Annotated in this window: 21 protein-coding genes; 20 read left to right on the forward strand and 1 reads right to left on the reverse strand. The window is 42.4% G+C overall.

From position 1 onward, the window contains the following. Window positions 1-18 precede the first annotated feature (18 nt). The 20 genes from D829_RS32250 (at window position 19) to D829_RS0100815 (ending at window position 12,492) form a co-directional block, all read left to right on the forward strand. Complete coding sequence (locus D829_RS32250) at window positions 19-246, forward strand: hypothetical protein (protein ID WP_017686909.1); 228 nt, start codon at window positions 19-21, stop codon at window positions 244-246. 12 nt (window positions 247-258) lie between these two features. Next, on the forward strand, window positions 259-474 hold the full coding sequence (locus tag D829_RS32255; RefSeq protein WP_017686910.1) for a GNAT family protein: 216 nt from the start codon (window positions 259-261) through the stop codon (window positions 472-474). Between the two features lie 17 nt (window positions 475-491). Beyond that, window positions 492-920 carry a GNAT family N-acetyltransferase gene (locus D829_RS0100725; protein ID WP_017686911.1) on the forward strand — a complete coding sequence of 143 codons (429 nt, stop codon included), beginning with the start codon at window positions 492-494 and terminating at the stop codon, window positions 918-920. A gap of 41 nt (window positions 921-961) precedes the next feature. After that, complete coding sequence (locus D829_RS30130) at window positions 962-1,675, forward strand: DUF1361 domain-containing protein (RefSeq protein WP_017686912.1); 714 nt, start codon at window positions 962-964, stop codon at window positions 1,673-1,675. A 186-nt stretch (window positions 1,676-1,861) separates the two neighbouring features. After that, window positions 1,862-2,806: a GNAT family N-acetyltransferase gene (locus tag D829_RS0100735; RefSeq protein WP_017686913.1), complete on the forward strand. Its 945-nt coding sequence runs from the start codon at window positions 1,862-1,864 to the stop codon at window positions 2,804-2,806. A gap of 102 nt (window positions 2,807-2,908) precedes the next feature. Further along, entirely contained in the window at window positions 2,909-3,058 is a 150-nt protein-coding gene (locus tag D829_RS33590; RefSeq protein ID WP_017686914.1) for a hypothetical protein, read from the forward strand. A gap of 15 nt (window positions 3,059-3,073) precedes the next feature. Continuing rightward, the gene (locus D829_RS0100745; RefSeq protein ID WP_017686915.1) at window positions 3,074-3,580 is read left to right on the forward strand and encodes a DinB family protein; all 507 of its coding nucleotides are present in this window, start codon (window positions 3,074-3,076) and stop codon (window positions 3,578-3,580) included. A gap of 60 nt (window positions 3,581-3,640) precedes the next feature. Next, window positions 3,641-4,234: a hypothetical protein gene (locus tag D829_RS30135; protein ID WP_017686916.1), complete on the forward strand. Its 594-nt coding sequence runs from the start codon at window positions 3,641-3,643 to the stop codon at window positions 4,232-4,234. A 207-nt stretch (window positions 4,235-4,441) separates the two neighbouring features. Continuing rightward, window positions 4,442-4,987 carry a GrpB family protein gene (locus tag D829_RS0100755; RefSeq protein WP_017686917.1) on the forward strand — a complete coding sequence of 182 codons (546 nt, stop codon included), beginning with the start codon at window positions 4,442-4,444 and terminating at the stop codon, window positions 4,985-4,987. Between the two features lie 40 nt (window positions 4,988-5,027). Further along, on the forward strand, window positions 5,028-5,450 hold the full coding sequence (locus tag D829_RS0100760; RefSeq protein ID WP_017686918.1) for a hypothetical protein: 423 nt from the start codon (window positions 5,028-5,030) through the stop codon (window positions 5,448-5,450). Between the two features lie 36 nt (window positions 5,451-5,486). After that, window positions 5,487-6,008, forward strand: coding sequence for a cysteine hydrolase family protein (locus D829_RS0100765; protein ID WP_017686919.1), 522 nt, complete (start codon window positions 5,487-5,489; stop codon window positions 6,006-6,008). Between the two features lie 125 nt (window positions 6,009-6,133). After that, window positions 6,134-6,490, forward strand: coding sequence for a hypothetical protein (locus tag D829_RS0100770; protein ID WP_017686920.1), 357 nt, complete (start codon window positions 6,134-6,136; stop codon window positions 6,488-6,490). A gap of 500 nt (window positions 6,491-6,990) precedes the next feature. Beyond that, the gene (locus D829_RS0100780) at window positions 6,991-7,527 is read left to right on the forward strand and encodes a GNAT family N-acetyltransferase (RefSeq protein WP_017686922.1); all 537 of its coding nucleotides are present in this window, start codon (window positions 6,991-6,993) and stop codon (window positions 7,525-7,527) included. Window positions 7,528-7,557: 30 nt separating this feature from the next. Beyond that, the gene (locus D829_RS0100785) at window positions 7,558-8,037 is read left to right on the forward strand and encodes a DinB family protein (RefSeq protein WP_017686923.1); all 480 of its coding nucleotides are present in this window, start codon (window positions 7,558-7,560) and stop codon (window positions 8,035-8,037) included. Between the two features lie 23 nt (window positions 8,038-8,060). Then, complete coding sequence (locus D829_RS0100790) at window positions 8,061-8,507, forward strand: GNAT family N-acetyltransferase (protein WP_017686924.1); 447 nt, start codon at window positions 8,061-8,063, stop codon at window positions 8,505-8,507. A 33-nt stretch (window positions 8,508-8,540) separates the two neighbouring features. Next, the gene (locus D829_RS0100795; protein WP_017686925.1) at window positions 8,541-9,413 is read left to right on the forward strand and encodes an aminoglycoside phosphotransferase family protein; all 873 of its coding nucleotides are present in this window, start codon (window positions 8,541-8,543) and stop codon (window positions 9,411-9,413) included. A 135-nt stretch (window positions 9,414-9,548) separates the two neighbouring features. Next, window positions 9,549-9,896, forward strand: a complete 348-nt coding sequence (locus D829_RS0100800) for a hypothetical protein (protein WP_017686926.1) — start codon at window positions 9,549-9,551, stop codon at window positions 9,894-9,896. Between the two features lie 237 nt (window positions 9,897-10,133). After that, window positions 10,134-11,135, forward strand: coding sequence for an endo-1,4-beta-xylanase (locus D829_RS0100805; RefSeq protein WP_017686927.1), 1,002 nt, complete (start codon window positions 10,134-10,136; stop codon window positions 11,133-11,135). Window positions 11,136-11,337: 202 nt separating this feature from the next. Beyond that, the gene (locus tag D829_RS33595) at window positions 11,338-11,508 is read left to right on the forward strand and encodes a hypothetical protein (protein WP_017686928.1); all 171 of its coding nucleotides are present in this window, start codon (window positions 11,338-11,340) and stop codon (window positions 11,506-11,508) included. A gap of 165 nt (window positions 11,509-11,673) precedes the next feature. Continuing rightward, window positions 11,674-12,492 carry a purine-nucleoside phosphorylase gene (locus D829_RS0100815; protein ID WP_017686929.1) on the forward strand — a complete coding sequence of 273 codons (819 nt, stop codon included), beginning with the start codon at window positions 11,674-11,676 and terminating at the stop codon, window positions 12,490-12,492. 118 nt (window positions 12,493-12,610) lie between these two features. Here D829_RS0100815 and D829_RS0100820 read toward each other — a convergent pair whose 3' ends face one another. After that, window positions 12,611-13,687, reverse strand: coding sequence for a LacI family DNA-binding transcriptional regulator (locus tag D829_RS0100820; RefSeq protein ID WP_017686930.1), 1,077 nt, complete (start codon window positions 13,685-13,687; stop codon window positions 12,611-12,613). Window positions 13,688-13,736: the final 49 nt, after the last annotated feature.

Raw genomic sequence — 13,736 nt, forward strand, 5'->3', positions numbered from 1 at the left:
TTTCAAGGAGAGAGGATTGTGGATATGGAGCAAGTGACGCTACAACCTGTAACCAAAGAAAATGAACTCGAGTGCATCAACCTTAAACCGCGGGAAGATCAGCTGGATTTGGTAGCTAGCAATGCGGATTCATTGATCCATGCGACGAAGGAAATTACGTCCAAGCCATACGGCATTTTGGCAGAGGATCAGATGGTCGGTTTTATTTTATTTGATAACGAGATCTACAATGACGGGTATTACTGAATTCTGCGCTTCATGATTGATGAGAAGTACCAGGGGAAGGGTTACGGTAAACTTGCCATTCAAGAAGTGGTTCGTATGTTGCAAGAGAGAAGTGACTGCCAGCAAATCAGGGTATCCCATGTTCCACATAACATTGCGGCAAATGCGCTGTACAAACGTTGCGGATTTCAGGACACGGGTGAATTCGAGGACAACGGTGATATCATTTTAAGTTATCAAGTGAGGTAACAGGGAGGGGAAGCTTGATGATAAGAGAGGCAGAAGCTAGGGATGCAGCGGTTATTGAAAGGCTGTATACAGAGTTATTGCCGAACAACTTAAACACGAAGGTACTGGCAGAACGGATTGAAGAGGTTCGGAATAACCCAAACAGTTTCTTGTTTGTGTATGAGATGGGTGATCAGGTGATCGGCACGGCTCATTTACATATTTGTCTGGATGCTTTGGTGGAAAATAGACCATTCGGCGTAGTTGAGCGGGTTATCATTACGGAACATGTGCAGAGCAAGGGATATGGATCTGAATTGATGAAACATATAGAGCATGTATGTGTGCAGAAAAATTGTATAAAGGTGTTTCTAACCAGCGGATCATCCAGAAACGAAGCACACCACTTTTATATGAAATTGGGGTACAACGGAGAATCCAGCAAGGCATTTAAAAAGTATTTATAACTTATAACATTCATCAAGGAAAAGGAAGTAGAAGCAAAGAAATGAAAGATTACAAACATCCGGTTCAAGATCTCCGACTCATCTTTACCTTGCTCGTGGCTACTCTTTGTTGTCTAGGTGTTGTGATGTATTTACGTGACCAAACAGATACAAATATGTATCGATTTTTAAGCTGGGATATGTTCCTGGCATGGGTACCATTCATCATCTCATCCTGCATTAGATACATATTTAATAAGAAATTAACCACAACGAGCATGATATGTATGGGGCTGATGTGTGGAGTATGGCTCTTTTTTCTGCCCAATGCGGCCTACCTTTTTACGGAGATTCTGCATTCATTCAGATATTTTGATGCTCAAGGGGAGGTTAGATTTTGGGTTAATATTGATTTTTGGTATGGACTCACCCTGACGTTTGCCGTAGCGATCATCGGATTGCTGCTCTCGACTTGTTCGATCATTCATATCCACCGCATGTTAAACAAATTAGTTAATAAGTACATTAGTATGATGGTTGTCGGCGTTATTTTGCTATTGAGCAGTATAGAGGTCTACATTGGCAGATTTAATCGGTGGAATTCGTGGGATGTATTATCCCGACCTGGGAAGATCTTTGTGGATCTTGTGAATGATTTTAATGCAACGAACAGCATAATGGTTGAGTTTGTCGTCATTGTATTTACGGTTCAACTTTTTGGCTACGTTATCGTATCTTTGCTAACCTCAAGGTCTAGCAGTTCATCGACCAACTGATATTGGAAACCGATCAGCCTGATCGGACGGAAATTCTCGAAGGGGCGTACCATTTGCTGACCAATGCGGATGTAATCCACGGAGAAGAAGAATTAACGGGAAATTGGTTTTTGATGTTCACGGGGTGGCGTATAGAAAAATGATTTGATTGCTTGCCATTTTATTAGAATTGAGGAGGAATGACGTATGGGTTTAACCGAGTGGTCTACAGATATTCTTCAATATGATCTGTCGGATGAATATTCGATTCGCAAAGCAGATTTTGCCGAATGGGGATTATATTGCACGGTTTATTATGATATGCGTTATGTCGGATTTTTCAGGGAAGAAGAGTTCAGTTCTTCCAAGATTAGTGCCTACTGGATTTACAAAGGGGAAAGCAAAATAGGTGGCGTGAGAATGGAGCCTAACCGGATGTATCATTTGTTTTTTATTCCGCCATTCCAGCAATGCTTTGAGGTATTGAAACTTCTGAAGCATAAATTATTACAGTGGTCGGATCGCACCAAACGCATTCTGACCTTTGAGATTCTTCCAGACCAAGTTGATCTATACGCAAGAGTTGGATTCTGGCCAGTGGAGTTCAGATGTCGCTGGATGCAGCGGCCTACAGATCATTTTGAAGTCGAATGGGATAGCAGGGTAACCGTGAAGAGTCCAGAGATTATTGAAAGTGAAACCGGCACTAGAAAATATGTGAATGAAGATGAGATTGCTCAATGTGACCTGGAGAGTTTTGCAGGAAGTCTTGAGGCTACACGAAGAAAACATACCACGCTTGCAGATTTTATTCCAAATGATGACCCTAATTATACCAATGAGATTCTAACTCAAGCTTCCACCCTAGTATACGACAAGGAAACGGGACAGCTTATTGCAAATTGTCGCTTGTGCTTGCAAGATAATCAGGCTGCTGTATACAGTATCGGAGTACTGCCCGCCCATAGAGGCAGAGGTCTGGCTACACTGATGTTACAGAGAGCATTAAATGAACTTAAGGGTAAGTATCCCGTTCTACGATTGTATGTGATGCAAGGAAATGATGCGGAGTCCGTGTATCTGAATCTGGGCTTTATTCCGGGTGTGCAGGAGATTCAGACGATGTATATTCCTGAGGAGGAATCACAATGAAGGTTGCCATCTATTTTGAAGGCATTCCATGGAAATCAGTTGGAGAGAGAGGATTGTGAACGTTCGTAGAACGTGTTGTTGCTTTGGAAAGGAGAGATGTACATGGGAATGATCATTATGTTGGTGGTGTACCTGTTCCTCGGTATTTATGTTGTGAAAGTTGGAATAGATAACTCCAAAAATAGCCAGCACACCAAAGAAATATTATCAGAGTTAATGGAAATTAAGGACCTATTGAAAGAGCGAAGGTAAAAAGGTGGGATGACTATGATTTACGATTTACAAGGTGAAGCCAATATGGAGCCTATTGTGGGAATGTTATTTTCCGCAGTAACAGAGAATAGCCAGCGACTCAAATCGATTACTGAGGGGATGTCGCAAGAAGAGGTAGATTACAAAGGGGAACAGAACCAATCTAATAGTACAGCTCAATTAATACGGCATATTACGTTCGTTGATATGAATTGGGTTTATAGAATAAAGGGATCTGTCCTTCCTCAGCCATTAATAGAGCAATATGGTCCTATGATCGATGAAAATAATAGACTTCCGCTGGTTCAAGGTGTGTCACGTGACACACTTATCTCTCAATATGAGGAGGATGTATTAACCCTTCTGAAAGAAACATGCACACAAGTAGCAGATGCTGACCTAGATCGAGTAGTTACTTTTGGACATCAGAACGAAAAGCAAGCTACGATACGTTGGGGGTTATGGCATATGGCTGACCATAACCGTTATCATCAAGCTCATATTAATCAGCTAAGAAGATGATTCCAAACACAAAATGATTGCTAACACATAGACAGGTCTATCTTCTAATACCAGATCTGAATGATATCACCACCTCCACTTAAGGATAAGAAGAATTATACGTTTGAAAATACAGACTGGAACCTCGACTGGTGTTATCTTCGTCATCCAAATACAGAGCATTATCAGCTTGAATCAGACAAACTTACGCTAACAGGGAGCGATGTAACGCTGGACGTTCCAGCATCCCCGACGTTCATCGGGCTACGTCAAAAAGACTTTAATGCAACAATCTCAGCCGATGTTAGTCTGACGAGTGGAGAAGCCGGGATCACAATCTACATGGATGAGAATCATCATTATGAAATGGCTATTCGTCAGGAGCAGGACGGTTATAAGGTGATTGAGCGTCTAAATATCGGTGATATCAAATCGACAGAACATGAAGTGAATATGGGAAATAAACAGCATGCAACGCTGGTGATCCGCTCAAACCAGGAACGCTACAGTTTCCTGTTTCAAACAGATAGTGAAGAGATTCTGCTAGGCACGGCACAGACGAGATACCTATCCTCGGAGGTTGCAGGAGGTTTTACAGGCGTACTCATTGGTTTATACGCGAGCGGGCAAGATGCTTCAGCTGAGTTTACAAATTTCAAGTGTGATTATCATTAAGAAGTTAAGGGGAGGGCCTAAGGGTCCTTCTCTTTTTTTTAATTTGTGTAAAAATATAGATATATTAATAATTGCGAATAAAGATCTAAACTTGGAAAAAGCTCCTGTTACCTATATAGCATCACTAAATAATCTACATGTAACAAAAGGTTAAAAGAACGTGTTATTTAATTATATAGCTTGATTGGATAACCAAGGAGGAGTGGTATGGAGGATCAATGGAGAATTGCAAAGTATGATCCGACATGGCGTGATTTGTTTCTCGAAACGGGTTCGAAATTAAGAGAAGCGTTAGGAGAACAGGCCGTGCGGATTGATCATGTTGGGTCCACTTCAATTGTCGGAATAGACGCCAAACCTATTATCGATATACAAATATCTGTTTCTAATCATGAAAATCTGTTGGACTACAAACGTGAGATCGAAACAGTCGGATTTGTATTCAGAGCAGAAAATCCAGATAAGACTAAACGTTACTTTCGTGAAGAACCCGGAAACAGAAGGATACATATACACGTTAGACAGGCAGGCAGTTTCTCCGAGCAGATGACCTTGCTGTTCAGAGACTATTTAAGGGAGCATCCAGAAGATTGTTTGAACTATGCAGAAGAAAAGCACAGACTCATGTCATTGTATAAAGATCAGCGTCCCAAATATGTTGAAGGAAAAGGACCAATGGTGTGGAGCATATTACAGAGAGCACATAGTTGGTCTCAAGAAATCGGATGGCAGCCGGCAAAATCTGACGCATGAGCACATCCAATGATAGAGATAACTGTATTGGAGTGATGAGATGAACATGGGAAGAAAGCTGATGACAACCGTTCTAACCATCATTTGTTTTACTTTGGCTGCAAGTATCATATCGATGAATGAATCCTACAGTTTTGATTTTTACATTCTTATTTATCTGGTATACGCGACTCCCTTGATCCTGTTGATCGGGCTACCTTTATCGATATTGCTGGACTATCTGCTCAGCCGAATACAATTCCCTAATCATGTGTTGTATCTAAGTACGAGGATATTAGGCTATGCATGTGCTGGAGTTTTAGGCATGTATATTTATTATCTGGTCATGGGCGCAGGAGAAGCAATCTTGGATTTCAAAGAGACGTTAGTTCTGACCTTATTTGGCGTTCTTGCTGCTATTCTATTTGTACTGATCGATATGGGATTGGAAGTTTTGTTAAAGGTACGAAGAAGAAAGAGTTGAATTAAATTTAAATTGATTCGTCAGGAGGAAAGCAAGATGACAACGCATTGTGCACTTCTAATCATTGACGTACAGGTAGCGATGTTTGATGAGTCAGATCCCGTCTATCAGGGGGAACGATTGCTTCAGAAGATCCAGGTGTTAATTGCCAGGGCCCGTGAAGCAGGGCATCCCATCATATATATCCAACACTGCGAAGGGCCAGGCGGTCCACTGGAACGAGGAACACCGGGGTGGGACATCCATCCGTCCATTGCACCTATAGCTGGTGACCTCGTTATCGAAAAAGAGACACCGGATTCGTTTCACGAAACCAATCTGCATCTGAAATTGCAAGAAGATGGCGTGACGAAGTTGATTCTCGCGGGTATGCAGACTGAGGTATGTGTAGACACGACTTGCCGCAGAGCATACAGTCTGGGATACACGGTCAATCTGGTTCAAGATGCGCACAGCACATGGAATGCAAAGACACTTCAAGCGGAGCAGATTATTGAACATCACAATAAGGTACTGAGACTGTTTGCCAACGTGGTGGATACGGAGAATGCGCTGTAATGCTAGGAAAACGTAGGCGATTCTGGTTTTTCATAGGTGCGGCAATCATGTTTTTGTATTTTCTAATCACGAGTAACTCTGATTCAAATAAGCCGATTTCAAGAAATTAAGTGATAAGCACAGAGATGAGCATAGTTGTGTACACCAGGACAGGCGACGGCGGAGCACACGTTAGGATTGACAATGTTACGTTAAGTAAAGAAGACATTAGCCGTATAGTCGGCTGGCTGAATGCAGCCCCGGAATCAGCTAAAATACCAGTAGATGATGTCACAGGAAGCATTAGTGCGGGAATTGCCCTGAGATTAAAGCATAACGCTGAAATTACAATTCAATACAATCGGAAACAGATTATTGTATCCAGAAAAAGCAGATTTAATAGAGATTCGAAATATATAATTGATCAAAAGGACTTAAGAGACTTTATGGATCAAAAGTTGGAAGGGACGTATTTTGGTGAAGATACCGTTAGTGTTGAATAAGGGGGAGAGGTATTGACGATTAACAAAAGAATAATGAATCTATCAGCCTGGCTTGCTGTATTAGCCATCCTATGTATTCCTGGAACTTTACATACTGAAGATGGACCGCTCCGAACAGAGTATGGTTTCCCGCTCCGATTTTTTACGGATTATCATTATGCCAACTCGGACGGAACAATCTGGTTTATATCTGGCATCTATTTAAATGTACTTCTATATTTGTTCAATGTCCTGTTTATTTATGCAGGTATTCATGTAATCTTGTATATAAAAAAGAAATTAACTAAATAAATTGAACAGAATATTTACACCAAACGGAGAGGACAGAAAAAACCTGAAGAAGCGAAGTGTTCGCCTTTATCCCCGGAGTTTCTCATTATAAAATGAATCAAAAAAAATCTGGGGATAACAGCGATCGGAAGGTTGTTCTGTCATCGTAGTGGTAAGTGTAAATATTCAATAGTTTAATTTATATAGAATATAAAGATGGAGTGATTACGATGAAACAACTTCCAGTAGAATGGAAGTCAGACCGACTTATTATCTCGAATGTGGAAGAATCCGATATTCCTGAACTTGAGTCCATATATGAAACCAGTCGGTACTTGCATCAATGGGATGGACAAGAGCATGATCAGAACTATGTGCAAGAATGTTTTGAAGAAGGCCACCTTCCGCCGGGAGGCAGGCTGGAGAATTATCGAATTCAATCCATTCGCACGAATGAGGATGACCGCTATATTGGTTTGTTAAGTGTGTACCATGGGTATCCCTCCGAGGATTCAATCTATCTCGAATTTTTATATATCCAGAGCGAGATCCAGAAGCAGGGATATGGACAAGAATTAATTCAGGCGTTGACGCTTCACTTTTCCGAACTTGGTTACAAGGAAATTCGAATCAACGTGGCACTCAAAAATTGGCCTGCATTACGCTTCTGGATCAAATCCGGATTTAATCAGATTAGTAGAATTTATGGTGATTTTGAACATTCGGAGGATACCTTTGCCAATACAGAATTGATCAAATCTCTCTGAAAAATATAGCCGATAAAGGGGAATATACCAATGGAAACATTCTTTCGTTATAACTGGATGGTACGTGAGCAATGGTATGTTTGGTGTGAAGATGTACCGCTTGAAGAATTGCTTCGGCCTCGCACGGGCGGAGTAGGCAACATATTACAAACGTTATTTCATATCATTGATGTAGAGTGGAGCTGGCTTCAGTTACTTCAGGGCAAACCGGATGATGCAGAAGATTTTGCAAACTACCAGAATCTTGAGGCGGTAAGGCGATTGGATCGCAAGTTACGTCCTGATGTGGAGGCATTTGTTACAGCATGGGAGTCGAGTATGGAAAAAAGAGCTTATATCGATCATCGCTCAGCTGGCAAGGCCAGTACATATTCATGGGGAGAAGTTATGCGACATGTGATCGCCCATGAGATTCACCATATGGGACAGCTCTCGGTATGGGCCAGAGAATTGGGCGAACAGCCAGTATCCGCCAATGTCATTGGCAAAGGCCTGATTATACCTCACTAACCGAAGAGAGGGGCATGACATGAATGAACGGAGGAGAAGTGATGATTCATTGCAGGAGAGCTATGATTCAGGATGGTGAAGTGATGAGCCAATTATCCCATCAACTGGGTTATGTCAGCACAACTGAAGAAATAAAGGAAAGGTTAACTCGTCTCTCTTCCTTACCAGACCATTATGTATGTGTGGCTGAGATTGATTCGAGGGTCGTAGGCTGGGGCCATGTACAGGGAAGACATTCCATTGAGAGTCCATCTTTTGCCGAGATTGGTGGACTAGTTGTGGATGGGATTCATCAAGGGATGGGGATTGGTAAGATAATCATGAGCGAATGCGAGGAATGGGCTCGGGTTAACGGCTTTGATAACATTCGGGTACGTTGTAACGGAAAAAGGGAATCTGCACATCGGTTTTATATAGCTATCGGATATGAAGAGAAGAAATGGCAGAAGGTATTTGATAAACGATTATAATTTAATCTTGTGTATCATGGAAGGAGGAGAACGATGACGATTCAACTTAGCCAGATGAATTGGATAGAACTGGACGAACGTATCCAGCAGGTGATTGAACAGGAGTATCAGATCATTCCCTTGCCACCTGGACTGGAAGCGAGTGTGATGAGAGTCGAAATGGAAGATCAGCGGTACGTATTGAAAGTCTGGGACAAGGATTCTAAACCGGATATCGCCAAACAATATCGATTATTGTCCAAGCTTTATCAAAGTGGGATTCGTGTTTCCAAACCCTACGGTTGGGGATTAGACGAGCAAGAGAATCAAGTGCTGTTAACGAGCTATGATGGAAAGCCGGTTACCCAATTAACACCAACCAAACTGACACATTTAGCTGAGCGATTAATGGAGGTCCATCGTTATCCGGTGAATGAAGTGGGTACTGGAGAAGATGAAGAATACATATTCAGGTACGATTTTGTTCAATACTTTTTTCCTCAAATTGAGTTACATGACGATATAAATGATCTTCTGGCAAACTTGATCCAGCAGGTCCAGATCAGACAGGACCGTTTGATTCATGGCGATTATAATCTGGGAAACATTCTTGAGATGGACGACCATTACACCATCATCGATTGGACTAATGGGCAGTATGGTGATCCAAGGTACGATATGGCATGGTCTGTTTTTCTGATCACCATCTATAATGGGGAAAGTTACGGTGAGATGTATCGCGCTCAATTTGCACGTTCTGCAAGTTATACGTACACGCTGGAAGAGGAGCAGGTTTTTGAAGCTGTAGCTTGTCTTCGCTGGATTCTGTTAAAGCGCGTTGGGGATGTACCCATGGGGCCTAATGTAATGGAAAGGGTTCACAGCATGGCTGTCCGTAATCCGTATTTGAATGAACATCTGCTGTAATCGTAATACGGAGATACACAATGACGACAGTATACGATTAAGTAATAGAAAGACCACTTTTATAAAATAAAATAAACAGCCAGTCCTAAACTAGCGATCCTCGCATACCTATGATAGTAGAGGAGCGTGATCGATATGGAGCAGAAAGTGCAAACCTACTTTGACCTGAAGCAGCAGCAAAAAGATATTGAGCAGCAGTTGTCTGTACTACGAGATGAGATTGTTGCGTATTGTGCAGAACAAGGGGTGTATGAGACGCAGGTTGGTGCTTACACCGTGAAAACAGTGCTTCAGAACCGGAAGGAATACGATGATCAGAAGCTGTATGCTTCTCTTCCAGACCCGGACATCTGGCGATTGTTGTCCAAAGTAGACAGCCATAAGCTGAAAAGCCTCATCAAGCTGAACATTCTGTCCGAGGAGCAAATTAACCCGGCATGCACAGTGAAACAGGTGACCTTGTTACAGGTAGACAAGCTGTAACGCTTCATATCCTCTTGTATATGAGTTGATTTAAATAACCATCACGATCTCAAACACCTTCCGGGAAATGTTCTGTTGCGATGAGCAGTGGAACATACGTGGAGGTGTTTTTTGTTGTGCGAACAGGGCCGAGGATCATAAATAGTTAAATATGAGGGGGAAGAAGTATAATTTGTTCATTGTAAGCGTATTCAACAAACGATATGATGGATAAAAAATGGCAGGGAGGAATTGTAAATGCCAACCGAAATTCCATCACTACATGCTGCGTACGCTAATACGTTCAAAATAGGTGCTGCTGTACATACCAGAATGTTGCAGTCCGAAGGGGATTTCATCGCCAAACACTTCAATAGTATCACGGCTGAAAATCAGATGAAATTTGAAGAAATTCACCCGGAAGAGGATCGTTATACATTTGAGGCGGCGGATAAAATTGTTGATTTTGCTGTTGCCCAAGGGATTGGGGTTCGCGGACATACTTTGGTCTGGCATAATCAAACATCGAAATGGGTCTTTGAGGATACCTCAGGTGCTCCCGCTTCCAGAGAGCTGGTATTATCTCGCTTGAAGCAACATATTGATACGGTAGTAGGTCGGTATAAGGGGCAAATATATGCGTGGGATGTCGTCAATGAAGCTGTTGAAGATAAGACCGACCTGTTCATGCGGGACACGAAGTGGCTAGAGTTATTGGGAGAAGACTATTTGCTACAAGCGTTCAATATGGCTCATGAAGCTGATCCAAATGCCCTTCTTTTCTATAATGACTACAATGAGACGGATCCGGTCAAACGGGAGAAAATCTACAATCTGGTTCGTTCTTTGCTGGACAAGGGAGCGCCTGTACACGGGATTGGGTTACAGGGGCATTGGAATATTCATGGTCCTTCGATTGAGGAGATCCGAATGGCTATTGAGCGTTATGCTTCACTGGATGTGCAGTTGCATGTTACGGAGCTGGATATGTCCGTGTTTCGTCATGAGGATCGTCGAACGGACCTCACCGCGCCAACTTCAGAGATGGCTGAGCTACAGGAGCGTCGATATGAAGAAATCTTTAATTTGTTCCGTGAGTATAAATCATCCATTACCTCTGTGACGTTCTGGGGAGTAGCGGACAATTATACCTGGTTAGACCATTTCCCGGTACGCGGACGCAAAAATTGGCCCTTTGTTTTTGATCAGCAGTTGCAGCCAAAGGAATCATTTTGGCGTATCATTAACCCTATGTCCTGAACATCAGGGAAGTGGAGAGAATCGGTCACGATGTGGCCGATTTTTTGCTGTACTCAATATAGATTGTACAGTACGGTTATCTCGTTCGTGATTGAACACTACGCTTGTATGTGTGTAAGTATATGGATTTTTATGGAAGTTCATGATAGGGTAAAAGAAAGGCAATCTCGAACAATATTCTTTTCCGAAATGAGTTGAGAAGATGGATCGCACCCGCAATTACCTGTTAATATTTGCAGGAAACTTGGTCGCTGCCTATTATATCTTTGAAGAAGGTACTTTTGCTAAACCGCTGATGTTTGCTACATTCATGCTGTTGCTGATTATGACAATCGATTACATGAAAAGTCGAAACAAATATACATTGGAATAGGGTATGTCCATGTTTTTAAACGATTCTGGAGCATAGGGTCGTTTTTTTATTGTATATAGAACAGCTTCCATTTACATCATGACCATTGTTCATTACACTTGATGAGTAACACCTCATTAACTCAGTTTTCGTTAAATCAATTCAGATCATCAGGAGGATATCATTATGCATCAATCCGCACATATTCAGGAAGCAAGAGATTACATATTAAACCGAATCCATACCAAACCTGCCGTAGGCATGATTCTGGGTTCGGGACTGGGAGCGCTCGCGGACGAGATTGAAAATGCGACCGTTATCCCGTATACAGATATTCCGTATTTCGCTCAATCGGAGGCTATCGGCCATGCCAATGAATTGGTTATTGGTGAACTCATGGGCAAAACGGTTGTAGCGATGAAAGGCCGCCTTCATTATTATGAAGGTTTTACATTGGACGAAGTGACTTTTCCCGTTCGGATCATGAAGGCGCTGGGTGTCGAGCAATTGCTTATCACCAATGCCTGCGGAGCCATCAACACAAGCTTTGAGCCGGGTCAACTGATGCTCATTACAGATCATATTAACCTGGTAGGCAATAACCCGTTGATGGGGCCAAATAATGCTGAACTGGGTGTACGCTTCCCAGACGTATCGCAGGTATACAATCGCGAACTGCGCAGCATTGCCCTTAAGGTTGCAGAAGAGCAGAATGTTGGCCTGCAGCAAGGTGTCTATGCATGGTGGAGTGGCCCGGCATATGAGACACCAGCGGAGATTCGCATGATTCGTACGATGGGTGCGGATGCAGTGGGTATGTCCACGGTACCTGAAGCTATTGTTGCCATTCATGGCGGTATGAAGGTACTAGGTATTTCCTGTCTGACCAACATGGCCTGTGGTATTCTGGATCAGCCGTTAAGTCATGATGAAGTTATTGAAGTGGCTGCGCAAGTGAAAACAACCTTTATCGGACTTGTAAAAGGCATTTTGAAAGAGAGCTAATCGCGAGATGATTTTTATCTAGGCCCCGATGGATAGGATAGAGTTTTCATCCAGCCAAATCGAAACCACAAAAAAACGTATGCTTCACGAGTTGTTACTCGTGAGACATACGTTTTTTTTATTTTGCAGAACTATGAACCATCTGAGAATGATCAGCCATGATTGCTGGTGTGGACTCCCTGATGATGGGTTTGGTCACAATGTGGGAGATCTGATACGGCTGTGTCGGGCTATTAATCCGGGATAACAGCATCTCCGCAGTCTTAATGCCCATCTCATTGCTATAAATATGAACCGTCGTTAATGCAGGCTCAATAATTCGAGATTGGGGTGCATTATCGAATCCGCATATCGCAATATCCTGTGGCACAGCGACATTTCTATCTTTTAACGCCCTGATCAGATCAACTGCTATAAAGTCATTAGCGCATACGTAAGCGGAAGGTAGGGAGGCAAGCTCTGCCACTCGCTGGTTCAACCATCCTGGCTTGGAGAAACACAGGCGATCATTATCTACGATGCAATGGGACAGGTCGACCTGCAACCCCGCCTCCAACATAGCACGCTGATATCCAACCCATCGTTCATTAAAGCTCTTGCAGTGATTGTAATCTCCGACGAATCCAATACTTGTGTAGCCGCTCTCAATTAATTTTGTGGTTAACTGATAGATGCTATGTTCATTCTCCATGAGTAGCAAGTCTGCTTGGAATTCGGGATAACATATGTTGGAAGCGCAATCGATAAAGATGGTGGGAATACCCAAATCGGTAATCAGCTGTGTATATTCCAGATCAAATAATTCAATGCAAATGATGCCGTCTACTTTGGCTATATCAAAATTGTTGGGAAGTGTAAGTGTATCTTGATCGTCTTCACGCACGATATGAATCGAGAGATTGTATCCCTCCGCACTGATTCTTTTCTCCAAACCACTGATTAACAACGAACCAAAGTGAGATGTATTAGGCAGGTTTTCAGTTAAAAGGGCGATATTGCCCGGAGCCTTGGTTAGAACATGCTCATTGTCCATATAGGCAAACTGTTTATATTTAAGTTCAATTGCTTTTTTAATTACACGATTTCGGGTCTCATCCGGGATGTTTCCGCTATCGTTTAATGCTTTGGAAGCCGTATTCCTGGAGATCCCCAAAGCATCAGCGATGTCTTGTATCGTGACTTTTTCCTTTGCCATCTAATGCTTCACCTCTAATCATCAATAGTCATCCATATTCTTCTCTAAG

It is taken from the genome of Paenibacillus sp. PAMC 26794, assembly GCF_000316035.1.
Taxonomy (GTDB): Bacteria; Bacillota; Bacilli; order Paenibacillales; family Paenibacillaceae; genus Paenibacillus.